This is a genomic window from Acinetobacter sp. CWB-B33 (assembly GCF_039655955.1).
Lineage (GTDB): Bacteria > Pseudomonadota > Gammaproteobacteria > Pseudomonadales > Moraxellaceae > Acinetobacter > Acinetobacter bouvetii.
Genome location: NZ_JAGFEU010000003.1, coordinates 431,702 through 455,310 on the forward strand (window position 1 = coordinate 431,702; position 23,609 = coordinate 455,310).

Below are 23,609 nucleotides of genomic sequence, written 5' to 3' on the forward strand. Positions count from 1 at the left end.
CGCATAAAAATAGCCTCGATGAAGAGGCTATTTAAAATAACTCCCATAATTAATTATGGGAGCCAGCTTTGATTAGTATTTGAAGTTCACAGACAATACTGCGTTGCGGCCTTCAGCTTCAGTTGCATAGTGAGATGCATAAGCTTTAGTAAAGTAGCGCTCATCAGATAAGTTGTTCACATTTAATTGTAAATCAACATTCTTATTCACGTTATAGCGCGCCATAGCATCGTAGCGAACATAGCCTGGCACCCATTTGGTATTGGCTAAATCACCATAGACTTTATCCATGGCAATCGCGCCAGCGCCCAACGTTAATTGAGGCATTACTTGATACGTTGTCCACAGTGTTGCAGAGTTTTTCGCAACGTTTGGCATTACATTGCCGTTATAAACAGTTTGGTCTGTACATGTTGTACCGCGGCAGCTGACACCGTTTTTAGTGGATTCGCTGTCAAGGTAGGTATAGCCTGCAGAAACTGCCCATTTGTCAGTAATGTTGCCGTTTAAGCCCAGTTCAAAACCGTCAACTTTGCTGGCGCCGCCATTGGTTGTAGTGTTTGCATCCAGTGAGATGCGGGTATTTTGCTTTTCTGTACGGAAAATCGCTGCGGTTAAGTTTAATTTGTCGTTAAACAAATCCCACTTTGTACCAATCTCAAATGTACGGCTTTCTTCAGGATCTAGATCCTTGTTGACAGCAGTAACAGCTGTTTCAGAACCATCGCCAGCATCGACACCTACTGGATTTGCAGAAGTTGCGAAACTTGCATAAATGCTGCCATTTTCTGCCGGTTTAAAGGTTAAGCCAGCCTGATAAGAGAAAAAGTCAGTATCGCTTTCAATTTTAGCGCCTGTGGCATTGGTTTTTAATTCTGTTTCGAACTTATCCCAACGCAGTCCTAAATCTAATAGCCATTGCGGATTAAATTCAATGCTGTCTAATAGATAAACTGAAGTAGTTTGAGCAGTGGTCGTTGTTATCGCCTTGTTTGCTGCAATACTGCCTAGCCATTTGTCTTTTGAATTTGGATTTGTAGAAGAAGTACACCATGCATCATTTATAGCACAGTTGCTATTGAAGCCTGTTGTGCTAGTGCCTGCATAGCCTGGGTATGAAATGTTATAGCTGCCTTTATCAGATTCTTGATCTGAATATTCAGCACCTGCATTAAAGCTGTGTTTGATTGAACCTGTATTAAATTTGCCCGTTAAAGCCAATTGGTCAGTAAAGGTATTGGTATCGGTAATACGTGAGTTCACACGGCGCCAGACTTTATCTTTTGCAATATTGCCTTTTGAGTCGTCTGGCTGCGTCCATAGATAGTCATTTTTAGAATTACTGTAAACCGCAGTATTACTGATGGTTAAGTTGTCAGCAAGATCATGTTCAAGCTTGATTGTGCCAATTTGGTTTTCCTGCTTTTGGAAATCACGGTCTAACAAACCATAATAAACGCCTTGTTTCACATCCAGCGGTTTACCGGCAGCTTTACCGTCTGTCCAATAAGGAACACCTGAATCAGGGGTATCGTCAGATTTAAGGTAGTAGTAGCTTAAAGTTGCGCGGGTCGGAGTGTCTAGACCAAAAGTAATGCTTGGCGCAATACCAACGCGGGCATATTCAGCACCGTCAGCTTGGCCGGCTTTTTCATTGTGGTGGCCCATGACTGCAACACGGGCAGCAATGCCGTTGCCAAAATCTTTGTTGCCGTCTAGCGTAATGCGCTGATAGTTATCTGTGCCTGCGCCAACAGAGCCTTCCAAGAAGTCGCCTTTTTTAGCGACTTTAGAAATCATGTTGATACTGCCGCCAGCACTACCAGCACCGCCTAAAGCAGAAGCAGAGCCTTTGGTGACTTCAACTTGCTCTACTGCAAACATTTCACGGTTTTGCGAAGATGCACTGCGGATACCGTCCACATACATTGAGCTTTCAGAGCTGTAGCCGCGGATAAATGGACGGTCGCCATTCGGGTTGCCGCCTTCACCTGCGCCCAGGGTAATGCCCGGCACAGTACGTAAAGCATCGCTCAAAGTCGTGACTTGAGTATCTTCAATCAGCTGCTTAGAAATCACCGAAACAGATTTTGGCGTATCCAATAAAGGAGCAACATATTTTGCGTTTGCAGATTTGTCTACTTTTAAGCTTTGTTGTTGTTCAGCTGCAACTTCTTGATTAATTGTCGGAAGCTGAGTGACTTGTTCCTGAGCGAATGCATTGACTGCAATCATAGACAGTGATGAAGCAATTGCAGAGGATACAATTTTCTTACGTGTTTTGATGAAGGCCATTTCAAACCTGAGGATGCGTTGTGAATTTGTATGCGAATAATAATAATTCTTATTATGTATTGCATCTTTATGGCATTGTAATTGTCAATCAATTTGTTGATATTAAATGTTAAAATTAATGATTATAACGATGGAAAAACAATAAATATCTGTTTTTGTTTGAAATATTTTATTTAAAAGGAGGCGCTGCGCTAAAAAGTATTCAGCATTTAATCCGATAGTCGTAAGGATTGTGCAGGGTTGATGGATCATTTGTTTCGCTTTGCTGGTGATTGCCGGCGGCAGCGGCAATACAGAACAGGCAAAATCAGAATTTCAGCGCCGCCATTTGATGCGCCGTTTTAAAACTCCAAACAAGATGAATAAGATGAGCCGCAGCGCAGTCCGCGTATGAATTTCAAGGCTTGTGCCGGTGCAGAAAAAATATAAGAAAAATAGGTGCTATAATGCTATTTTGTATATCTTTAAATGTTGTCATATAATATGGCACTTTTTTTAAAACTGTTTATTAACAAAATATCGAGGAAGCCATGCAAGTAACTTCTGAAGCGGTTTCGGGCGTTGCCCGTCGTTTAAATGTATCTGTACCGACGAGCCGTATTAACGAGCAATTTGAAGCTCGTTTGAAACGCACTGCCAAAACTGCGAAGATCAACGGCTTCCGTCCAGGCAAAGTGCCTGTAAACGTTGTCCGCCGTGAATACGGTGCGGGCATCTATCAAGAAGTTGTCAACGACATCATCCGCGACACAGTATTCGAAGCAATTCAGCAAGAAAAAATCAATGCTGTCGGCATGCCGAACATTGACTCAACTGAAATGAAAGATGATGCTTTAGTTTATCAAGCAACTGTTGAAGTTTATCCAGAAGTTGACGTTAAATTCGAAGGCTTGGAAGTTGAACGCAAATCGGCTGAAGTGAACGACAAAGACGTTGATCAAATGATCGAAAACCTTCAAAAGCAGCGCGCTTCTTGGGCTGAAACAAAAGGCATGGCTAAAAAAGACATGCAGGTAACTTTTGATTTTGAAGGTTCTGTTGACGGCGAAAAATTTGAAGGCGGTTCTGCAGAAGACTTTAAACTTGTTTTAGGTTCTGGCCGCATGATCCCGGGCTTCGAAGACGGCATCGTTGGCATGAAGAAAGGCGAAGAGAAGGTTATTGATGTAACTTTCCCTGAAGATTACCAAGCTGAAAACTTGGCGGGTAAATCTGCGCAATTCAAAATTACTGTGAAGCTTGTTGAAAAACAAAAACTTCCAGAAATTGATGCTGAATTCTTAAAAGTTTTCGGTTTGACTGAAGAAGAAGGCATCGAAAAATTAAAAGCTGACGTTCGCAAAAACATGGAACGTGAAGTGAAAAACGGCCTGCGCAATCAAGTGAAAGGCGCTGCTTTCGATGCGCTTGTTGCTGCAAACGAAGTTGAACTTCCAGAAGCAATGCTGGCTCAAGAAATTGACCGTCAGCGTCAGCAAATGATTCAGCAGTTCACGCAGCAGTTTGGTGCTCAAGGCGCTAAAGCATTTGACAGCAGCATGCTTCCAGATGACCTGTTCAAAGAACAAGCTGAAAAATCAGTTAAGCTAGGCGTATTGGTCAGCAAAGTATTGGCTGATGCTAAACTTGAAGTTGATCAGGCGCGTGTTGATGCGTATATCGAAGACATGGCGTCTTCTTACGAAGATCCTCAAGAAGTTATTGAATACTTCAACAACGATAAACAGCAGCGCGCTCAAATCGAATCAGTCATTTTAGAAGACCAGGTTGTAGATCATATCTTGGCGTCTGCTAAAGTAACTGACACTACTGTTAGCTATGAAGACTTATTGAAAGAGCAGCAAGCTCGTCAGCAAGGCTAATCCTTAGCTCAGTAAAAAAAGGCGCTTTCGGCGCCTTTTTTTATCGGTGCGGCATAATAAAAAATTGTCCTGAATTCACAAAGCTTATGCAAAAAATATCTGTTATTTACTTGGGAACCTTTTGCAATTTCAGCAAATATCCCTCATATTGTGAATTATGGGTTGAGTCACAAAAAATTTAGGAATAAATAAACGTATGTATGTTCCAACAATTGAAAACGCGCTAGTGCCGATGGTGGTAGAGCAATCTTCTCGCGGCGAGCGTTCTTTTGATATTTATTCACGCCTTTTGCGTGAACGCGTCATTTTCTTAACCGGTGAAGTTGAAGACAACATGGCGAACTTAATTGTTGCGCAAATGCTGTTTTTAGAAGCCGAAAACCCAGATAAAGATATTCATCTCTATATCAACTCACCAGGCGGTTCAGTGACTGCCGGTATGGCAATTTACGATACCATGCAGTTTATTAAGCCAGATGTTGTGACTTACTGCATGGGCCAAGCGGCATCTATGGGCGCTTTCCTGCTGAATGCCGGCGCGAAAGGCAAGCGCTATTGCCTTGAAAATGCCCGCGTGATGATTCACCAGCCTTTGGGCGGTTTCCGCGGCCAGGCATCGGATATTGAAATCCATGCGCGCGAAATCCTGTTCATTAAAGAGCGCTTAAACCGCTTAATGGCGGAACACAGCGGTCAAGACTTTGAACGTGTGGCAAAAGATACCGACCGTGACAACTTTATGACTGCGCAGCAGGCAAAAGATTACGGTCTTGTGGACGAAGTTTTATCTAAACGTCCATAAGTTTTAAAGATTTATATATTGGAGTGAATATGTCCGAACATCCTCAAGGACAAAAGCATTGTTCATTTTGCGGTAAAACGCAGTCTGAAGTCGGGAAACTGATTGCAGGTGAGGACGCGTACATCTGTAATGAATGTGTGGACGTATGCCTAGACTTGGTGCAAACCAGCCAGCAAGTTGAATCCAGCGACTGGGCAACCCGTCCATTGCCAAAACCGCATGAAATCCGCGCGGCGCTTGACCAGTATGTGATTGGCCAAGATGTTGCGAAGAAAACGCTTTCGGTTGCGGTCTATAACCATTACAAGCGTTTAAAAGTCAGTACCAGCGGTAAAAAGCCGGAAGACGGTGTTGAGATTTCAAAAAGCAACATCATGCTGGTGGGGCCGACAGGTTCGGGTAAAACTTTGCTGGCTCAAACACTTGCGCGTCTTTTAGATGTTCCATTCGCCATGGCGGATGCAACTACGCTTACCGAAGCGGGCTATGTGGGTGAAGATGTTGAGAACATTGTTCAAAAACTCCTTCAAAAAGCGGATTACGATGTAGAAAAAGCGCAAAAGGGCATTATCTATATCGATGAAATTGACAAAATTACCCGCAAATCAGAAAACCCGTCGATTACCCGTGATGTATCGGGTGAAGGCGTGCAGCAAGCTTTGCTGAAAATGATTGAAGGCACGGTTGCATCAATTCCGCCGCAGGGCGGCCGCAAGCATCCGCAGCAGGAATTCATTCAAATTGATACGTCTAATATCCTGTTCATCTGCGGCGGCGCATTCTCTGGCCTAGAGAAAATTGTGCAGCAGCGTCAGGAAAAAGGCGGTATTGGCTTTACTGCTGAAGTGCGCAAGAAAGACGAAACGAAAAAACTGTCTGACTTGTTCCGTCAGGTCGAAGCGACTGATTTGGTGAAATTTGGCTTAATTCCAGAGTTCATTGGCCGTTTGCCGGTGATTGCAACCTTGGATGAGCTGGATGAAGATGCTTTGATGCAGATTCTGACTGAACCGAAAAATGCGTTAACCCGTCAGTACGAATATCTGTTCAGCATGGAAAATGTGGACTTGGTCTTTGAAAAAGATGCTTTGCGCGCAGTCGCGAAGAAAGCGCTGGACCGCAATACGGGTGCACGCGGCTTACGGTCTATTTTAGAAAATTCACTGCTGGAAACCATGTACGATTTACCTAGCCGTACAGATGTCGGTACAGTTGTTGTGACTGAAGCGGCGATTAATGGTGAAGCGAAACCTGAGTTTAAAGCAGAGCGCCAGCCTAAAGAACAAAATGAAGAAACCGCGTCAAAAGCAGATTTGAAAGTGATTGATTCAAAATCTGCATAAAACCGCATTTCGTCAGAAACGCGCGCAAATCTAAGATTTGCGCGCGTTTTTTATTTCCAAAAATAAAGCTGAATGTTAATCTCAGCTAGATGGCTGGGATGGCCAGCAGTTTGAAATTTAAAACAATGATTGAAAATAAGAAAAGACGCAGTGAGGGATAGTCATGCGTGGTGTATGTATTGCAATATTGAGCAGCATGATGCTGCTGGGCTGTCATGGAAAATCAGCACTTGAACAAGAGCCGCATTTGGCTTCGACCTTAAAAGATGTCAATTTTGAGCATGAACCTAGTGTAATGGAACAATACCGTCTAGGTGTTTTTACCATTGGCGGCTGGGTTAATCAAACACAAGGTGCACATTTTCAGCCAGTTAAGCCGCAGCATGATCAAGCTGCAGTTGTCTATTTGTATCGTCCAGACAGTAAATGGAATAGGCAAGAAATTGTTGCCAGCAGCTTGTTTTTAAACAGTGAACGCATTCCAAGCTTATTGAATAATCACTATTATTGGGTAGAACTCCCAGCGGGTAAATATCGATTGTCCAGCAGCCGTCCGCTGGGAATCAATCATTTTCAAAAACCAAAGGTTTTGGATTTTACCGTAGAAGCCGGGCAGTCATATTTTATTAAATATGATGAAGAAAATTTAGCAACGCGCCGTGCGGTATCTGGTCCGCTGATGCTGATGCCGGATGCAGCCGGCAGAAATGAAATTGCATTTACTGAGATGAAATCCGTCAGCTATAACTTTGTTGCGGAAAATCAGAAGAATGGAAAAATGCGCGGAAGCGCTCAGAAAATCAAGCGCAGCAAGTACGACCCAGCAATGGATGTACAGCTGGTGAAGCCTTTTAAGCTTTGGAATCCGCTGACGTGGTGAATTTGATTAGGCAAGAAAATATCAATTGCTGAGCAGCAGTGGCTGCAGGATGCTGGCAAGCTTGTCATTAAAGCTTTGCTGGCGCTTTGAATCATTCATGATGGCAGTGCTGATGTTCAGGCTTTCTTGCAGGATATTATTCATCAAGCCAGCACTTTTTTGATTAATGGCTTGGCCCATCGGTGTGCTGAGAAAAGCAATATAGGCCTGCGCCTCTTCTTCTGTAAACGCTTGTCGAAAATTATTGCGGATCATGCTTAAAAATTGCGGATCACTGACAATGTCTTCGTTGGTGATTTGAAGTAATTGACTGATTTGTACAGCTGCTTTTTTCTGCTGCGAATTTAATGCTGTAATGCCCAAATTCATTTTTAAAATTTCTTCAGCTTGTGTATCAAACATCGGGCGCATGTCACGGCTGGATTTTAAAATCAGGCCGCTTAAATTTGATAAATCAATGAGCTGATTCAGCGTTTTTTCCTGTACGGGCTGTGCATAGATTGCTGTACAGCAGCAGAGGCAGCAGGAAAGAAAGAATGAATGCCGCCATAGATTTATTTTTTTCATGATGATGTGCGCTTTAGTTATTTTTGGCGTAATTTTTTATTCAGCGAAAAATATTAACAGCTCTTTAAATCGAGAAAAAGCATTAAGCGATGTAATGAAAAAAGCACCCAGTTGGGTGCTTTTTTCAGTTTTGGCAATTAGCCTGCAGCAGCGTCAACTACTGGGATTTTACCAATTTTTGCTTGCCAGATTTTAGGCGCAGTTGCGTGTACAGAAGTACCATTCACGTCTACAGCAACAGAAACAGGCATGTCTTTTACAACAAACTTGTAGATTGCTTCCATGCCTAAGTCAGCAAAAGCGACCACTTCAGCTTCACGGATCGCTTTAGACACAAGGTACGCCGCGCCGCCTACAGCCATCAGGTAAGTTGCTTTGTTGTCTTTAATGGCTTCAACAGCAGCAGGGCCACGGTCAGCTTTACCGATCATGCCGTAAAGGCCAGTCGCTTCAAGCACTTGGCGTGTGAATTTATCCATACGCGTTGCAGTAGTTGGGCCTGCTGGGCCAACCACCTCATCACCCACTGGATCGACAGGGCCAACGTAGTAAATGAACTTGCCTTTCAGATCGACAGGAAGCTCTTCGCCTTTGTTCAGCATGTCGACCATGCGTTTATGCGCAGCGTCACGGCCAGTATAAATTGTACCGTTCAGAAGCAGAGTATCGCCTGGCTGCCAAGCGTTCATTTCTTCCTGAGTGAGGCTGTCTAGGTCAACACGTTTAGATGTTGAAGAATCCCAAGTCACTTCCGGGTAGTCTTCAAGCTTTGGCGCCTGAATATGCGCTACACCTGAACCATCTAATTGGAAATGCGCGTGACGGGTTGCGGCGCAGTTTGGAATCATACCGACTGGCTTGCCGGCAGCATGGCAAGGGTAGTCTTTGATTTTGATGTCTAGAACGGTAGTTAAACCGCCTAGGCCTTGCGCGCCAATACCAAGCGCATTTACTTTTTCGAAGATTTCGATACGGAGTTCTTCAAGTTTGCTTTGCGGGCCGCGGCGAAGAAGTTCGTCCATGTCCAGCTCTTCCATCAATGCTTCTTTTGCAAGCATCATGGCTTTTTCTGCAGTACCGCCAATACCGATACCCAGCATGCCTGGAGGACACCAGCCTGCACCCATTGTTGGAACAGTTTTCAGTACCCAGTCCACAATCGAGTCAGATGGATTGAGCATGGCCAGTTTGGATTTGTTTTCTGAACCGCCGCCCTTAGCCGCTACAGTGATGTCTACTTTGTTGCCTGGAACAAGTTTATGGTAGATCACAGCAGGCGTGTTGTCTTTGGTATTTTTACGGCCAAAAGCGGGGTCTGCAAGTACAGATGCGCGCAGGATATTTGAGTTTTCTAAGTAGCCTTGGCGTACACCTTCGTTAATCGCGTCGTCTAAGCTCATCGTTAAATCAAATTTAACGTCCATGCCCACTTCAACGAATACGTTGACGATACCGGTATCTTGACAGATCGGACGGTGTCCTTCTGCACACATACGCGAGTTAATTAAGATTTGCGCAATCGCATCTTTTGCGGCTTTGTTTTCTTCACGGTCATACGCGCGGCTCATCGCTTGGATGAAGTCTTGCGGGTGATAGTAAGAAATAAACTGAAGCGCATCTTTTACCGATGTGATCAAGTCATCTTGCTTGATAATAGTTGTCATACAAATATCTCTTGAGCGGGCTGATAGCTAGCGGGCTAAATTATAAGGCAAAATGCGAAGGTTGTGGGCGTTTTGCGCGGGCTTTGGGCGAAAGTTTAATATCTGTGCAGCCCTATGGCGGCGCAGCGGCAGCAACTGCGTCAAATACGGCACTTCATAGTCATTTTTCATAAAACCTAAGCTGCAAACTCGCAGGGAATAATATGTTTTTATTTTGTAAGTAATTAATATTTAATATGATTTTGAATTTAAGAAATATTTTATATTTGTCATATAAGTGTCATAAAACTTTCGCATAATTGTTACAACTCAAACAGCAGGTCATTCAGATGACAATAAGCAGTGTGTTGATGGTTGTCGGCTTTTCAATTTATATCGCCGCAACGTGGATGTACGGACAGAAAGAAGATCAGGCATAACGCTTTATCTTCTTTTTTTATGCCTGAAATTTTTTAATTTTAACAATAAAAAATCCCTTTTCTCTTTTTCCTGTCTTTATACTGATTTTAAACATGCATAGATCCTTGATATGGACAATCAGTCACATCTTGCCAGCAATATTATTGAAATTTATAAAAAACATGGCCGTGCATGGACAGCATTGCGCGGGCAACATCTATACGAAAAAGGCTGGCTGGATCAGTTTTTAGCATTGCTGCCGCAACAGGCAGAAATTTTAGATTTGGGCTGCGGTTCAGGCAAACCGATTGCGGATTATTTGATTCAGCAAGGGCATTGCATTGTGGGGGTGGACAGCTCAGAGGTGATGATTGAGATGGCGCAGCAGAACTTTCCTGCGCATACATGGCATTTGGCGGATATGCGTGCTGTGCAACTGGATCGGGCATTTCAGGGCATTTTGGCATGGGACAGCTTTTTTCATTTAACGCCTGATGATCAGCGTCAGATGTTCGCGCAATTTGCAGAATGTTCTGCCACAGGAACTGTGCTGATGTTTACGAGTGGCCCGGCAGCCGGCGAAGCCATTGGCGAGATGTTTGGAGATGCTTTATACCATGCCAGTTTGTCTCAGGACGAGTATCGGGACTTATTGGCAGCGCATGGCTTTGAAGTGCTGAAGATGGCGGCGGAAGATGCTGATTGTGCTGGGCATACGGTGTGGCTGGCGCAAAAGTTATGATTAAGTCAGGCTAAATAATAATGTGGAACAATGATTGAATATTAAGCGTGGAACATGATTGTTTGTATCAGAAAGCCTAACTGGCATGAGCTAGACTTTCTAATAGTGACTAAGTGATTGATTTTTATAAAATAAATAAAGGTAATTTCGTATAGCGTGTATTATGTTAATTTTAGGAAATCTTATAAACGAATAAACATTTAATATTCTAGTGTTTGGATCCATTGCAAGCTTCCGCTCATAGATATTTCGACCCCTAAATTTGCTATATCTAAATGTTCTTTTGGAATATAAGAGAATAATCTATCGTCAATATAAGCAATCCAAAATTCTGGAGGCGGACAATCACACTCATCGAAGAACCCATTGGTTTCTTCATATGCCAAACAGTCATACATAGAGCATGAAATATCAAACTCTAATATTCTTCCAGTGGACTCAAGTGAGCATGTCTGTTCTTTTACTTTATATTTAGAAAAAACAGATTGAATTATTTCAGGATAGTTTTTGTTAGCAACATCACTAAAATTTCTATTACACATACTCCAAAGTTTTTCTATTTTTATCGTGGGAGAGTTTTTGAAAATATCTTTATTTCCCTCAAAAAAGATTGGATTTTGGTTTAAAAGAAAACCTTTTATTTTCATAAGACTAAATCCTATATCTAATATGCATCTATTAATTTAGATATTAAATCCTAATGGCTAGTTTCGATAGCCTAAAAAACTCCATTTAACATAATGGCTGTTATACGAAATTTAATATTTTATTTATTATCAAATAGATAAATTGTTACACAGTATGAAAGATAGTGTGTTGTTTCACTAATAAATATATCTTTGATGATAGCTCATCAATTCCAGAATTATTTATTCCAATTTCATCTAGTCGTCTAAAACCATTGTATAAATTTCTTCTAATTTTCTTAAACCCATCGATATCTTTATTCAATAATGTTCCCTTAACTTTTTTAAGCTCAGAGGGAGTTTGTATGTTGATATTACTTAGCTGTTTATCAATTTCAATCAATAACAAAAGTACTTGATTAACAATATCACTGTCTTCCTTAGAGTCCAGATATCACCTTATTTTGAATTAAAGCTCTTTCTCTATAATGTTCTATTTAACATAAAATCTCTTATACGAAATCCACATAAAAAAACCATCTAATTTTTCAATCAGATGGTTTGGAAAACTTAGAATTAAGGATTATTGGGCTGCTTGCTGTTCAGACTGAATAGCCGTCAATGCAATGGTAAATACAATATCATCGACCAATGCGCCGCGCGACAAGTCATTTACTGGCTTATTCAAGCCTTGCAGCATTGGGCCAACACTCACCACATCGGCAGAGCGCTGAACGGCTTTGTATGTGGTATTGCCGGTATTCAAGTCTGGGAAAATAAATACATTGGCGCGGCCAGCCACTTTTGAATCCGGCGCTTTTGAACGGCCGACACTTTCTACTGAAGCGGCATCGTACTGCAATGGGCCGTCAATCAATAAGTCAGGACGGCGTTCTTGCGCAATGCGGGTGGCTTCCGCCACTTTTTCCACATCTGCCCCAGCGCCTGATGTGCCAGTTGAGTAGGAAATCATGGCAATGCGCGGATCAATGCCAAAGGCTTTGGCAGAGTCTGCTGACTGAATGGCGATTTCTGCCAGCTCTTCTGCGGACGGATCTGGATTGATTGCGCAGTCGCCGTACACATACACTTCATCCGGCAGCAGCATGAAGAATACTGAAGAGACCAATGAATATTCAGGTGCAGTTTTAATCAGCTGGAATGCGGGGCGGACCGTATTGGCAGTAGTATGCACAGCGCCTGATACCAAGCCGTCCACTTGATCCAGCGCCAGCATCATGGTGCCGAGCACAACTGTATCCTGCAGCTGCTCACGCGCCTGCAGTTCATTGATTTTGCCTTTGCGCAGTTCAACCATTTTTGCGACATAGTTGTCGCGGATCAGGTCAGGATCAATAATTTCCAAGTCATACGGCAGTTCAATGCCGCGCGCTTTCGCGACCTCAACGACAGCTTCCGGTTTTGCCAGCAGAATGCACTGCGCAATGCCGCGTGACTGGCAAATGGCCGCTGCCTGAATAGTGCGCGGTTCATCGCCTTCCGGCAGGACAATGCGTTTTTTGGCCGCTATGGATTTTTGCACCAGTTCGTGACGGAAGGCAGAAGGCGATAAGCGCGGCTTGTATGAGCCATTGATCAGCTGGGTAATCCATTCAGGATTGAGATGGCTGGAAACAAAACGGGTCACTTGTTCTGCGCGTTCGGTATCATCCACTGGAATTTCATTGCTGAGATTCGCCAGCTCCTGAGCTGTTTCAAAGGTGCTGAGCGGTGTGTGGATAATCGGCAGGCCTTGCTTGATCGCTGTTTGGCAGAAGTTCAGCACATGCTCATTCGGCTGGTGGTGTTCAGTTAAAACTAAGCCCGCCAGCGGAATGCCGTTGCTGCTGGCCAAGCTGCTGGCCAGCAATACATCAATACGGTCAGAGGCGCTGATGATCAGTTCGCCTGCAATAAATTTATGCAGCTCATGCTCAATGTTTGATGCAATCAGGCTGCTGTGCAGGACGCGGCGCTGTTTCGCATCGCCTTCATTGATCCAGTGCGCAGAGATGTGCGCCGCTAAATCGGACATGCGCGGTACGCTCAGCGTATTGCTGAACGGCACTAAGCCAATCACGGGGAAATTTTCAGAACCAATGCTGGCATTGTGCTTTTGCAGCTGTGCGGAAAATTGAGCGGTGTCACTGATCAAGCGCAGGCTTGGGTCAATGGTCACAGGCACTTGCGCAGAATCTTCGGGCAAGCCTTTGGTCCGCATGAACAAGACACCTGCTGTGCGGTCATTGCTGGCCCCGCCGAAATTGCGGACCTGCGCCTCAATTTTGTCTGCTGTCGCTTCAGGATTGCGGATATCCGCTGTGCTGACAATGACCACTTTGGCATCCAGCGCTTTCGCCAGATCAGCATTCAATTCAGAGGCAAAAGCATCGCGGCTGGTTGGCACCAGCCCTTCAACAATAATCAGGTCATGCTTTTTAGCAATTTCACGGTGCAGGCGGACAGCATCTTCAAGCAGTTCGTCATTTTCGTCTTGGCTCAAGCGGCGGCAAACGGCGGCATGGCTGATCGGCTCAACGGTTTCATTGTTGAATAAATGGCGGTACAGCGCCGTGGTGCGGTCTGCTGCGGAATGAGTTTCTTGAGAAAACGGTTTTAAAAAACCGGCTTTAATGCCTTGGCATTCCAATGCATAAATTAAGCCTAAGCATGCAGAGGTTAAACCGACGCTTTCTCCAGTTGGCACGAGTAAAATTGTTTTCATAAGCTATCTAAACTAAAAAATAAAAAATTAAACGCGACAGCGTGCTGGAGGCTGCTGCTTAAGCAACAGCCTCTTCCTCCGCTTCAGACTTTTTTGCAGAGGCAGCCTCATGTTCTACAACGTGCTGCGTTTCTTTGGCAATGCGGCCTTCTTCATCCGTTGGAACAACCCAAATTTGCGGGCCAGCGCCGGCATCGATGCGGCCTTCAGTACCGCGTTTCAAGCTGTCATTTTTGTCTTTGCTTAGGTTAAAGCCGAAGTGCGGCAAATACGCTAAAGTTTTTTCACGGATCAGCGCTGAGTTTTCGCCAATGCCGCCAGTGAAGAACAGGCCGTCAATGCGCGGCAGGCCGCAGCTGAGGGCTGCTAAAGATTTGGCTAAGCGGTAGCAGAATACTTCAATCGCCAGCGCGGCATCTTCATTGCCCTGATCAGACGCTTCGATCAGAGTGCGCATGTCATTGGACAGGTCTGACAGGCCCAGCAGGCCAGACTGGCTGTTCAGCATTTTATCAATTTTATAAATATCCCAGCCTAAGTTCGAGGCTAAGAAACTGTGAATGCTTGGATCGACATCGCCGCTGCGGGTGCCCATCACAACGCCTTCCAGCGGTGTTAAGCCCATCGAGGTATCTACGGACTGGCCGTTCCAAATTGCGCAAGTCGAGCTGCCGTTGCCTAAATGCGCTGTCAGCCAGCCGCCTTGCTTAAAGCTGCCCGCCAGTTCAGAGCCGCGTTCTGAAACATAGGCATGGCTGGTGCCGTGGAAACCGTAACGGCGCACATTGTGCATAGTGTATAAGAATTTAGGCAGCGCATAGCGGTAAGCGTGCGAAGGCATAGTTTGATGGAATGCGGTATCAAAAACGGCAACTTGCGGCAGCTGCGGGAACAGGCGCATGGTGGCGTCAATACCGACTAAATGCGCCGGGTTGTGCAGCGGGGCAAGCGGCGTTGCTTCGCGGATGCGTTCAATAATTTCAGGCGTCAATAATTCCGCTTTAGTCAATGTGCCGCCGTGAACCACACGGTGGCCAATGGCTTGCGGGTTGTGATGCGATAAGCGTTCTAAAATAATTTCCAGCGCTTTTTCATGGTCGGCATTTGGAATAGACAGCTCAAGTTCAGCACCGCCAGTGGTAATGCCTTTAATTCGGGCTTCAGCTGAGCCTAAGTTCTCAGCCAAGCCAAAGATACGGTCTTCACGACGTTCAGAAACCAACGCATATTTAATTGAAGATGAACCGCAGTTAATTACTAATACTGATGTAGACACGTTTTTTTACCCGAATTCTAATTAAAGTACTTATCCATGCTGTGATCTGAACGCAGTGCTTTTTTGGTGCAATTTAGATCAGTAATAATGTTTTAACACGGGTTGTTTTTCTGTCCTAGATAGACTTTAGGAGATTAGACTTAAGCACTATCGACCCATTTGCTAATAATAATTAAAATTTATCAGTTCATAGTTTTCATTTATTAATGAAATAGTCCTATAAGATCAAATGCTTTGAACTGCGAATAAATACCATAACATACCGATCTGCTGTATTAATAAAAACCATACAAAAAATATGGTTTTTATGATTAATTTGTAATCAATGTCAATCACATAGGCAATCAGCGCGAATATAAAGAAAATGGACAGCATTCATGCCAAGCCCTGCAACGTTTTAATCACTGTGCAGTCAGTTTCCAGTACCGAGCGCTCTTGAATCCGTTCAATCATACTTTTTTTATCACTGCCTGCATTGCTGAGCGGCGGGCGTAATAGACTCTCTATATCTTAAATACGGATGCCTGAATAGGTTCCTGCCGCCATAATGGAAAATAGGGTGTATTTGGCCCATGCTTCATGAATCAGCGTGCATGAGATGCCAAGAGTCAGGACAAAGCTGCTGACATTAAGCAATCAAACAGAGCAAATCCTGAATTATTCTTCTAATTTTAATGGCAGCAGATGTTTGCCGATGTTTCTGCAGCCATGATGTTTTGCCAGAGGACGGCTGTTTGAGAAAAAATAAAGCCCCGCAAGCGGGGCTTGTATTGATATTTTATTCAGGATCAAAATCGGCGCTTAATGGCGGATTTGACCATCGCCAAACACGATCCATTTCTGAGAGGTGAGGCCTTCTAGCCCTACAGGGCCGCGGGCATGGATTTTGTCTGTAGAAATCCCGATTTCAGCGCCTAGGCCGTATTCAAAACCGTCCGCAAAGCGGGTAGAGGCGTTGATCATGACTGAACTTGAGTCTACAGTTGTCAGGAACTTGCGCGCTAAGCTGTAGTTTTCAGTGATGATGGCATCGGTATGGTGCGAGCCGTATTTGTTGATATGATCGATGGCTTCATCTATGCCGCTGACGACTTTAATCGCTAAAATTGGCCCCAAATATTCGGTATACCAATCCTCTTCCGTAGCCGTAACCACATGTCCGCCTAAAATGCGTCGGGTTTCAGCGCAGCCGCGCAGCTCAACCTGTTTTTCAGCGTACAGCTCGGCAATGCTCGGCAGGAATTCTTCAGCGACTTTTTCATCAACCAATAGGGTTTCCATGGCATTGCACACGCCATAGCGGTGCGTTTTGGCATTCAGCGCAATCGGCAGCGCCTTCTGCAAATCCGCCTGCGCCTCGACATACACATGGCAGTTGCCGTCTAGATGTTTAATCACCGGCACACGCGCTTCTTCGGTAATGCGTTCAATCAGGCCTTTGCCGCCGCGAGGCACAATCACATCCACATATTCAGGCATGGTGATCAGCTGGCCGACTGCAGCGCGGTCTGCGGTATTAATCACCTGAACTGAATTTTCAGGCAAGCCGGATGCTTTTAAGCCATGCTGAATAGCGGCGGCAATCGCTTGGTTGGATTCCAGCGCTTCTGATCCGCCGCGCAGAATAATGGCATTGCCGGATTTCAGCGCCAGCGATGCCGCTTCTAAAGTCACGTTTGGTCGCGACTCGTAAATCATGCCGACCACGCCTAAAGGCACGCGCATTTTGCCCAGCTGAATGCCAGTGGGGCGGTATGCCATATCGGTAATTTCGCCAATGGGGTCTTTGAGGCCGATCACATCTTTCAAGCCCTGCAGCATGCCTTTAAAGCGTGCGGGGGTCAGTTCTAAGCGATCAAGCAGGGCGCTGTCCAAATGATTGCTGTGCGCTTTCGCCATATCCATCTGGTTGGCTGCCAAAATGGCCGCTTCGCTGTTTTGCAAAGCCGTATAAATAGCGGAAAGCGCATTGTTTTTGGATTCAGTAGAAGCACTGGCTAACACGCGAGATGCTTGGCGTGCCTGTTGTCCTACCGTTTGCATGTATTGTTCAATAGACTGTTGCATAGCGGTTTGATCACTTAGAAATTTCCATTTGATATTAACAGCCTCTCACTGGACAATGAAGCGTTTGCGCTGATATTTAGAGCTTATTTAAAAAGCGCATTCACATTTTGCAATTGTTTTCATGCAGAAAGCGGATGAGTGGCGGCAATAGCAGTTGCGTGTAAAATCATCTCCTGTATAGAATGAAACGATACTGACATTGACGTCATACAAATAAAGACAAAAGAGCAGGATGCTTGCTGCAGGCAGCTCTGATTATTTTTTCTTGCACAATAAAAATAAGGCAAGGATGGAGGAGGGAATATGAATTCCATTATCCAAATGGATCAGGAAGTACACGGCGGAAACACCCAGTACAGTTTTTTTGACCTGTATGATCGAGACAGCTTTAAACAGCCGGCTCGAACGACATGGATCAATGGCTGGAAAGTTGAATATATGGCAATCGCCCGGCCAGAAACCTTGCATATGACCCCAATGGTGATTATTGGCGGGGCATTTCAAAATTTCAATTCCTATAAATATTGTGTTGAACAGCTCTTCGCTGCCGGGCCGATTGTTCTCATTGACTTGCCGTCTATGGGCGCCAATCAGCAAATCAGCAATGTCGACAGCGGTGTTTCAGCAGGCGTTTTAGAGCTGGAAGATTTAGCCGGCATGCTGGGCACTTGGCTGGATCTGGTCGGCCTGCAGAAAGTTGCAGTTTTAGGCATGTCTTTGGGGTCGGTGGTGGCATCCTGTTTAGCGCATCAGCGTCCAGAATTGGTTGAGCGCATGATTTTGATGGGCGTGATGCAGAAAACCCGCAAAAGCTGGCGCATGCTGCTGGAAGAATCATTATATTTAATGAAAGAGCAGCGCATGGACGAATTCGGCCAGGCAGTGATTCTGTATCTGGTCAATCATGCCAAAATGGATATGACCCGCATGTCGCCGACGGCCAAGCGTTTATTCTTCCGCCAGATGGCTGAGTTTACCGCGACAGAGCAGGAGCGCTATGACATCAACTGCAACCGCCTGCTACGCCTGACCAATGTGCCGATTCCAGCGTGCGATGTGCTGGTTGCCTGCGGCCAGTATGACAGCTTTACGCTGCCGCATGAAAATGCCAATTTTGCGCTGCAGTGCCCGAATATGCAGTTTGCGATGATTGCCAATGCAGACCATGTGCCGCAGCTGCAGCGCCGCAAAGAAACCATGAATTTATTCGCCACCTATTTGCGCGGCGAGTCCATTCAAAATCTGGATGGCATTCTGCCCATGAGCCGTGAGCAGATGGCAAATATAGAACGGCGCGGAGAAGAGCGCATTGAAGTACGGGATGCCTCTACGCAATTAAGCCACCGCCATTCCGATTTAAGCATGAGTGCTGAAATTTTAGACTTGAACTATTTTGGCGTGCTGTTAAGTGTTGAGAATGATGCAGCCGCAGCACAGGCGGCGCAATATCCGCGGGATTTGGCGCTGCATTTGCGGGATCAGGACGGTGAATTTAAGATTGAATGCCTGATTTTTGAAAGCGCGGGAGCGCAATTGCGCGCTTTATTCAAGCATGGCAGTTTTGATGTTGCAGAGCGCCTGCTGCGCTTTGTGCAGTGGCAAAAAGAACAGATGCACTTACTGGAAGCGGTTTAAATCTTCCTTATCTATATAAAGTCAAAAAAACAGCGTTATGAACGCTGTTTTTTTACGGCTGCATGAATGACCCAGACTAAATCACCGCCGTGTTCCTCTGGGTTTTGGAATGAAATCAGATTGCTGTCAGCAGCATTTTGAAAAAATGCAGTCGGCTGAATCACATCGACGAGGCTGAATCCGGCATTGCCAAAAAAGGTTTGGATTTCTGAAGGGTTGATAAAATGAAAAGTAAATGAGCTGCGTGACATGACTTTCAGTAGCTTGCTGCTGGTCCAAATAAAATTCGCCAATTTATTTTTGACGGGTTCTGGGTAAATATCGGTCAGGTAATGCAGCTCTGTAAAGTCCTGTCCATATTCGGTAATGCCCTGCAGCAGTTTATTCAGCATGGATTTGTCAAAATAATTGATCAGCCCCTCGCTGATAATCGCCAGCGGGCGGCTGGTGTCAAAGCCTAGAAAAATTTTTTCAAAATCCTGCGTGAAAATGTCAGCAGTCAGTACTTCCGGCGCTTGAGCATCCAACTGCTGCAGCGCGCGGGTTTTAATTTTTGCCATTTCGGGCAAATCCAGTTCGCGGTAGTGAATATTGGGAAATTTTTGCCGGAAGTTCCAGCTGCGCGGCGATAAGCCGCTGGCGATTTCTAAAATTTGCACATCCGGGCGCTGTTGTATTAAATCGGTCAGCTGCCGATCAATGATGCTGTGGCGCTGTTTGAGCGTGGTGCGCATGCTGCCGCCGACATGTTTTTCGGCCCAGCTTTCCAGCGGATGCAGGATTTTGGCCAAAAACTTGCCCTTGCCCGTGGCAAATACAGGATGGGAAATGCCCATGCTGTACCAAATATAGCCGGTATAATGTGCGGTAAATGAAATGTGCCGGTGTTCAGATAAGTTTTGCGCCATAACCATTAAGCCTTAGATATTCTTTTAATCCTTTGGATTTTTTTAATTTTCATTGTGCTGCAGTATGCCTGCTGTTTTGATCATCATAATCAAAAAGGAACACGATGTCGTGTTCCTTTTAATGAATTTTAACGCGCTGCCGCTTTAAGCGCTGAACTGGCCTTTGAACTCTAAAATGCGGTCACGGGTTCGCGCCCAATCTTGACCTAAGTCCAGCTGCTGGCCAACGTTCAATGCAGGAATTTGACCGCGCATGCGCTCCAGTCGCTGCTGATTCGGCATTGGCAGATTGGCAATGCCTTCTAAGGCGGTGCAGGCGGATTCACGGTTATTGCACACCAAGCCCATGTCACAGCCCGCATTTAATGCCGCTTGGATGCGGGCATCTGCGCCGCCGGCTACACAGGCCGCCTGCATGCTGAGATCATCAGAGAACAAGACGCCATCAAATTTTAATTCGCTGCGCAGTACCTGCTGAATCCAATACGGGGAAAATCCTGCTGGATTGGGATCAATCTGATCGTAAATAACATGCGCAGGCATCAGGGCATCCAGCTGCGGCATCAGCTGAATAAAGCTTTGCATGTCTTTTTGGTAAATTTCATCATAGCTGCGCGAGTCGATGGCAGCGGCCACATGCGAATCCGCTTTGACTGAGCCGTGTCCGGGGAAATGCTTGCCGGTGGATGCCATGCCCGCGCGTTTCATGCCTTTCAGGAAAGCGCTGGCCAGAGGAATAATATCCTGCATATTTTTGGCAAAGCTGCGGTCGCCAATTACATCGCTGATGTCATTCAGATCTAGAACTGGAGCAAAACTGAAATCAATGCCGACCGCTAAAACTTCAGCAGCCATCAGCCAGCCGCATTGCTCTGCCAGTTCAACTGCTTTTTCAGGCTGGCTTAAGTAAAGTTCGCCAAACTTGCCCATAGCAGGCAGCAGAGTAAAGCCGTTTTTTAAGCGCTGTACGCGTCCGCCTTCCTGATCAACTGCGATTAATATATCAGGACGGATTTGGCGCATATGATCGGTTAAAGCGCGCACTTGTTCTGGCGATTCGATATTTCGGCCAAATAAAATCATGCCGCCGACTTGCGGAGCCTGCAATAGTTCAATATCTTCTTGATTAAGTTCTGTGCCAGCAATGTCGAGCATTAATGCGCCAATCATATTTGGGCTCCGTGTTGGAATTTTTAGGGAAAAACAATACCTGAATTCTGCAATGTTTTGCTACACTTTGTCAGCACAGATTATGATAAAACTACACGACATAAACAGATTAAGTCATTTAAGATTTTGAAAATATTCAGCTCAAGTCAAAAAATGACACGGCAATTTGGTTAGAAGACCAAGGAAGTACGACATATTTATGAAACTTCAAAGTATCGCTTGCGCCGTTGCCCTAGCAACGGGCGGTTTATTTTTCACTCATGTTGTAAATGAGGCAATTGCTGCGGAAACTGCGGCAACCGCTGCTTCAAATACAATTCAGCCTTCACAAGAGCAAGCTTTGGTTTCCCGTCAACTGGCAACCTTGGTGGACCGTCAGCATTATCTGAATCAGCGTTTGGATGCCAATACCTCCAGCCGGATTTTAGACTTTTATATCGACAGCCTCGATCCTGAACATACGCTGTTTTTAGCTTCGGAAGTGGCAGATTATAAAAAGCGTTTCGGTGCAAATTTTGGCGCAAATTTAAAAGCAGGCGATTTGTCCGGCCCATATGAAATTCACGCGCAGTACCGTGCGCGTTTAAAGCAGTTTTATAGCCATATGCTGGCGGAACTGAAAAAACCGCAGAATCTGAATCAGCCGAATGCATTTATTGAAACGGACCGCGAAAAAGCCCCGTTCTTTAAATCTGAAGCAGAGCAGCGCGCGCATTGGAATAAAATGCTGGTGTCGCAGCTGATCAATTTAAACATCAGCAAACAGGAAGAGCAGGCGAAGCAAAAAGCGCTGAAAGATGATCCTGGATTAGCCAATGGGCAGGATTTGACTGGTCCAGAAGATTTAACGCCGGTTCAAACACTGACTAAGCGCTTTACCCGCCAGCTGGAGCGCGTCAGCCGCTTGAAGAGTGACGATGTGCTGGATAAAACGCTGAATGCCATGATGCTGACTTATGATCCGCACAGCAATTATTTCCCGCCCGTGGACGCCATGGAGCTGAACCGTCAAACCACGCTGCAGCTGGAAGGCGTTGGGGTATCTATCCGTCCGGACCGCGGCAATGAAGACTACACCAAAATTGAAACCATTGTAGAGGGCGGTCCAGCCAGCAAGTCAGGCCAGGTGAAAGCGGGTGACCGCATCATTGGTGTGGCGCAGGATGGCGACAAGATGGTGGATGTCATTGGTTGGCCGAGCAATGAAATTGTTGGCTTAATCCGCGGCAAGCGCGGCACTAAAGTCACTCTGCGCTTACTTGGAGCCGGCGCATCAATGAGCCAGGCGCGCAATGTGACCATTGTTCGGGATGTGATTCAAGAAGAAGACGCCGGTGTGCGCTCACGGATTGTGGAAATTGAACGTGACGGCAAAAAATATAAATTCGGCGTTTTGGAAATTCCATCCTTCTATCTGAATTACCGTGCGCGCCGCGCAGGCGCGGAATACCGCTCAGTTTCGGAAGATACCAACAAAGCGCTGAAATCACTGGCGGCGCAAAATGTGGAAGGGATTATTGTGGACTTGCGCAATAACCCTGGCGGTTCGCTGGATGAAGTGGTGCGCATGCTGGGGCAAGTGATTAAATCCGGCCCGGCAGTTCAGATACGTGATGGGAACGGCACGGTCAGTGTCTTGGAAGATGATGACGGCGGCGCGCAAACTTATGCTGGCCCGCTGGCGGTATTGATTAACTTGGCATCGGCGTCGGCCAGTGAAATTTATTCTGCGGCGATTCAGGATTATGAGCGCGGCATTGTCATTGGCAGCACCACGACGGGTAAAGGAACAGCGCAAGTGCAGCTGGATAGCTTGGCTTATGGGCAGGCGACATTGACGCAGCGTAAATTCTACCGCGTCACAGGCGGCAGCACGCAAAATAAAGGCGTGGTGCCGGACATTAAGCTGGTGGATATCTACAATGACGAATTTGGCGAACGGAAATCGAAAAATGCCTTGAAATGGGATACGATTCCGACAGCGCCGTTTAAGCGCGAAGGCTCGATTCAGAATTATGTGCCGGATTTGGTGAAATCATCGCAGCAGCGCGTCAGCCTAAATCCTCAGTTTAAGTATCTGGAGCAGCGGACGGCGCTGGCGAAAAAAGCTGATGAGCAGAAGCAGGTCGTGCTGGATCTGCAAAAGCGCAAAGCGGAATTGCTGGACATGGAGCAAAAAACGCTGGCATCAGAAAATGAACGCCGTAAAGCAACAGGCCTAAAACCGTTCAGCAATTGGGAAAGCTATCAGGCTTCAATGGATGCGCTGGTGGAAACCCGCGCGAAAATGAAGGCAAATCAGCGTCCTGCATTGCCGGAAGATGAGGCTTTTGTGAATGAAGCGGCGAGTGTGCTTTTGGACTATGCCAAGCTTCAAGGCGCGGCAAAAGCAGCGCCTTAATGCCATCTTTGGATTTTTTGAAAACCAGCAAGCTTTGGCGAGCTGGTTTTTTTATGCCGGCGTTATTTTTGAGCAAAAAAATCAGCTCAGGATAGGGCAGATAAATCGGGAATATGGCTGCGTTTTTTTGTGTTTTAGTGATTGATATAGAAGTTTTTTTATAAAACTGACCAGCCTCTGCAAAACATGGAAGAAATACTTGACCTAAGCATGAGAGTATAAGATTCTAGGTTAATTATTTTTGCCG

17 protein-coding genes are annotated in these 23,609 nt (G+C 45.5%); 8 read left to right on the forward strand and 9 right to left on the reverse strand.

Annotated features, from left to right (window positions below; translation table 11 throughout):
• Positions 1-72: 72 nt before the first annotated feature.
• The gene (locus tag JZ784_RS11460; protein ID WP_346314949.1) at positions 73-2,295 is read right to left on the reverse strand and encodes a TonB-dependent siderophore receptor; all 2,223 of its coding nucleotides are present in this window, start codon (positions 2,293-2,295) and stop codon (positions 73-75) included.
• A 262-nt stretch (positions 2,296-2,557) separates the two neighbouring features.
• Between JZ784_RS11460 and JZ784_RS11465 the strand changes: the two genes are divergently transcribed.
• The 5 genes from JZ784_RS11465 (at position 2,558) to JZ784_RS11485 (ending at position 7,182) form a co-directional block, all read left to right on the forward strand.
• Positions 2,558-2,689 (forward strand): hypothetical protein, encoded by a 132-nt coding sequence (locus JZ784_RS11465; RefSeq protein WP_346314950.1) that lies wholly within the window; start codon positions 2,558-2,560, stop codon positions 2,687-2,689.
• Between the two features lie 136 nt (positions 2,690-2,825).
• Positions 2,826-4,157 (forward strand): trigger factor, encoded by a 1,332-nt coding sequence (gene tig / locus JZ784_RS11470; protein ID WP_005007358.1) that lies wholly within the window; start codon positions 2,826-2,828, stop codon positions 4,155-4,157.
• Positions 4,158-4,353: 196 nt separating this feature from the next.
• Positions 4,354-4,959: an ATP-dependent Clp endopeptidase proteolytic subunit ClpP gene (gene clpP / locus JZ784_RS11475; RefSeq protein ID WP_005007362.1), complete on the forward strand. Its 606-nt coding sequence runs from the start codon at positions 4,354-4,356 to the stop codon at positions 4,957-4,959.
• A 29-nt stretch (positions 4,960-4,988) separates the two neighbouring features.
• The gene (gene clpX / locus JZ784_RS11480; RefSeq protein ID WP_005007363.1) at positions 4,989-6,302 is read left to right on the forward strand and encodes an ATP-dependent protease ATP-binding subunit ClpX; all 1,314 of its coding nucleotides are present in this window, start codon (positions 4,989-4,991) and stop codon (positions 6,300-6,302) included.
• A 163-nt stretch (positions 6,303-6,465) separates the two neighbouring features.
• A complete protein-coding gene (locus JZ784_RS11485; protein WP_346314951.1) occupies positions 6,466-7,182 on the forward strand; it encodes a DUF2846 domain-containing protein in 717 nt (238 codons plus the stop codon).
• Between the two features lie 21 nt (positions 7,183-7,203).
• Here JZ784_RS11485 and JZ784_RS11490 read toward each other — a convergent pair whose 3' ends face one another.
• The gene (locus JZ784_RS11490) at positions 7,204-7,749 is read right to left on the reverse strand and encodes a DUF2059 domain-containing protein (protein WP_346314952.1); all 546 of its coding nucleotides are present in this window, start codon (positions 7,747-7,749) and stop codon (positions 7,204-7,206) included.
• Between the two features lie 137 nt (positions 7,750-7,886).
• Positions 7,887-9,413, reverse strand: coding sequence for a fumarate hydratase (locus tag JZ784_RS11495; protein ID WP_346314953.1), 1,527 nt, complete (start codon positions 9,411-9,413; stop codon positions 7,887-7,889).
• Between the two features lie 529 nt (positions 9,414-9,942).
• Here JZ784_RS11495 and JZ784_RS11500 point away from each other — a divergent pair.
• Complete coding sequence (locus tag JZ784_RS11500) at positions 9,943-10,554, forward strand: class I SAM-dependent methyltransferase (RefSeq protein ID WP_346314954.1); 612 nt, start codon at positions 9,943-9,945, stop codon at positions 10,552-10,554.
• A gap of 200 nt (positions 10,555-10,754) precedes the next feature.
• Here JZ784_RS11500 and JZ784_RS11505 read toward each other — a convergent pair whose 3' ends face one another.
• The 4 genes from JZ784_RS11505 to JZ784_RS11520 form a co-directional block, all read right to left on the reverse strand.
• Positions 10,755-11,201, reverse strand: coding sequence for a hypothetical protein (locus tag JZ784_RS11505; protein ID WP_346314955.1), 447 nt, complete (start codon positions 11,199-11,201; stop codon positions 10,755-10,757).
• A 562-nt stretch (positions 11,202-11,763) separates the two neighbouring features.
• Positions 11,764-13,905, reverse strand: a complete 2,142-nt coding sequence (gene pta / locus JZ784_RS11510; RefSeq protein WP_346314956.1) for a phosphate acetyltransferase — start codon at positions 13,903-13,905, stop codon at positions 11,764-11,766.
• Between the two features lie 58 nt (positions 13,906-13,963).
• The gene (locus tag JZ784_RS11515) at positions 13,964-15,181 is read right to left on the reverse strand and encodes an acetate kinase (RefSeq protein ID WP_005007377.1); all 1,218 of its coding nucleotides are present in this window, start codon (positions 15,179-15,181) and stop codon (positions 13,964-13,966) included.
• Between the two features lie 801 nt (positions 15,182-15,982).
• A complete protein-coding gene (locus JZ784_RS11520) occupies positions 15,983-17,248 on the reverse strand; it encodes a glutamate-5-semialdehyde dehydrogenase (protein WP_346314957.1) in 1,266 nt (421 codons plus the stop codon).
• A 303-nt stretch (positions 17,249-17,551) separates the two neighbouring features.
• Between JZ784_RS11520 and JZ784_RS11525 the strand changes: the two genes are divergently transcribed.
• Positions 17,552-18,883: an alpha/beta hydrolase gene (locus JZ784_RS11525; RefSeq protein WP_346314958.1), complete on the forward strand. Its 1,332-nt coding sequence runs from the start codon at positions 17,552-17,554 to the stop codon at positions 18,881-18,883.
• Positions 18,884-18,918: 35 nt separating this feature from the next.
• Here the strand turns inward: JZ784_RS11525 and JZ784_RS11530 are convergent, their stop codons facing one another.
• Positions 18,919-19,791 carry a class I SAM-dependent methyltransferase gene (locus JZ784_RS11530; protein ID WP_346314959.1) on the reverse strand — a complete coding sequence of 291 codons (873 nt, stop codon included), beginning with the start codon at positions 19,789-19,791 and terminating at the stop codon, positions 18,919-18,921.
• 144 nt (positions 19,792-19,935) lie between these two features.
• Positions 19,936-20,961 carry a beta-N-acetylhexosaminidase gene (nagZ, locus tag JZ784_RS11535; RefSeq protein ID WP_346314960.1) on the reverse strand — a complete coding sequence of 342 codons (1,026 nt, stop codon included), beginning with the start codon at positions 20,959-20,961 and terminating at the stop codon, positions 19,936-19,938.
• 199 nt (positions 20,962-21,160) lie between these two features.
• On the opposite strand from nagZ, the gene JZ784_RS11540 reads away from it, so the two are divergent.
• Positions 21,161-23,362: a carboxy terminal-processing peptidase gene (locus tag JZ784_RS11540; RefSeq protein WP_346314961.1), complete on the forward strand. Its 2,202-nt coding sequence runs from the start codon at positions 21,161-21,163 to the stop codon at positions 23,360-23,362.
• Positions 23,363-23,609: the final 247 nt, after the last annotated feature.

What these genes read in the sequence shown, in the direction of transcription:
- JZ784_RS11460 (WP_346314949.1), bottom strand. Translation starts at nt 2,295, where the DNA reads ATGGCCTTCATCAAAACACGTAAGAAAATTGTATCCTCTGCAATTGCT.
- tig (WP_005007358.1), top strand. Translation starts at nt 2,826, where the DNA reads ATGCAAGTAACTTCTGAAGCGGTTTCGGGCGTTGCCCGTCGTTTAAAT.
- clpP (WP_005007362.1), top strand. Translation starts at nt 4,354, where the DNA reads ATGTATGTTCCAACAATTGAAAACGCGCTAGTGCCGATGGTGGTAGAG.
- clpX (WP_005007363.1), top strand. Translation starts at nt 4,989, where the DNA reads ATGTCCGAACATCCTCAAGGACAAAAGCATTGTTCATTTTGCGGTAAA.
- JZ784_RS11485 (WP_346314951.1), top strand. Translation starts at nt 6,466, where the DNA reads ATGCGTGGTGTATGTATTGCAATATTGAGCAGCATGATGCTGCTGGGC.
- JZ784_RS11490 (WP_346314952.1), bottom strand. Translation starts at nt 7,749, where the DNA reads ATGAAAAAAATAAATCTATGGCGGCATTCATTCTTTCTTTCCTGCTGC.
- JZ784_RS11495 (WP_346314953.1), bottom strand. Translation starts at nt 9,413, where the DNA reads ATGACAACTATTATCAAGCAAGATGACTTGATCACATCGGTAAAAGAT.
- JZ784_RS11500 (WP_346314954.1), top strand. Translation starts at nt 9,943, where the DNA reads ATGGACAATCAGTCACATCTTGCCAGCAATATTATTGAAATTTATAAA.
- JZ784_RS11505 (WP_346314955.1), bottom strand. Translation starts at nt 11,201, where the DNA reads ATGAAAATAAAAGGTTTTCTTTTAAACCAAAATCCAATCTTTTTTGAG.
- pta (WP_346314956.1), bottom strand. Translation starts at nt 13,905, where the DNA reads ATGAAAACAATTTTACTCGTGCCAACTGGAGAAAGCGTCGGTTTAACC.
- JZ784_RS11520 (WP_346314957.1), bottom strand. Translation starts at nt 17,248, where the DNA reads ATGCAACAGTCTATTGAACAATACATGCAAACGGTAGGACAACAGGCA.
- JZ784_RS11525 (WP_346314958.1), top strand. Translation starts at nt 17,552, where the DNA reads ATGAATTCCATTATCCAAATGGATCAGGAAGTACACGGCGGAAACACC.
- JZ784_RS11530 (WP_346314959.1), bottom strand. Translation starts at nt 19,791, where the DNA reads ATGGCGCAAAACTTATCTGAACACCGGCACATTTCATTTACCGCACAT.
- nagZ (WP_346314960.1), bottom strand. Translation starts at nt 20,961, where the DNA reads ATGATTGGCGCATTAATGCTCGACATTGCTGGCACAGAACTTAATCAA.
- JZ784_RS11540 (WP_346314961.1), top strand. Translation starts at nt 21,161, where the DNA reads ATGAAACTTCAAAGTATCGCTTGCGCCGTTGCCCTAGCAACGGGCGGT.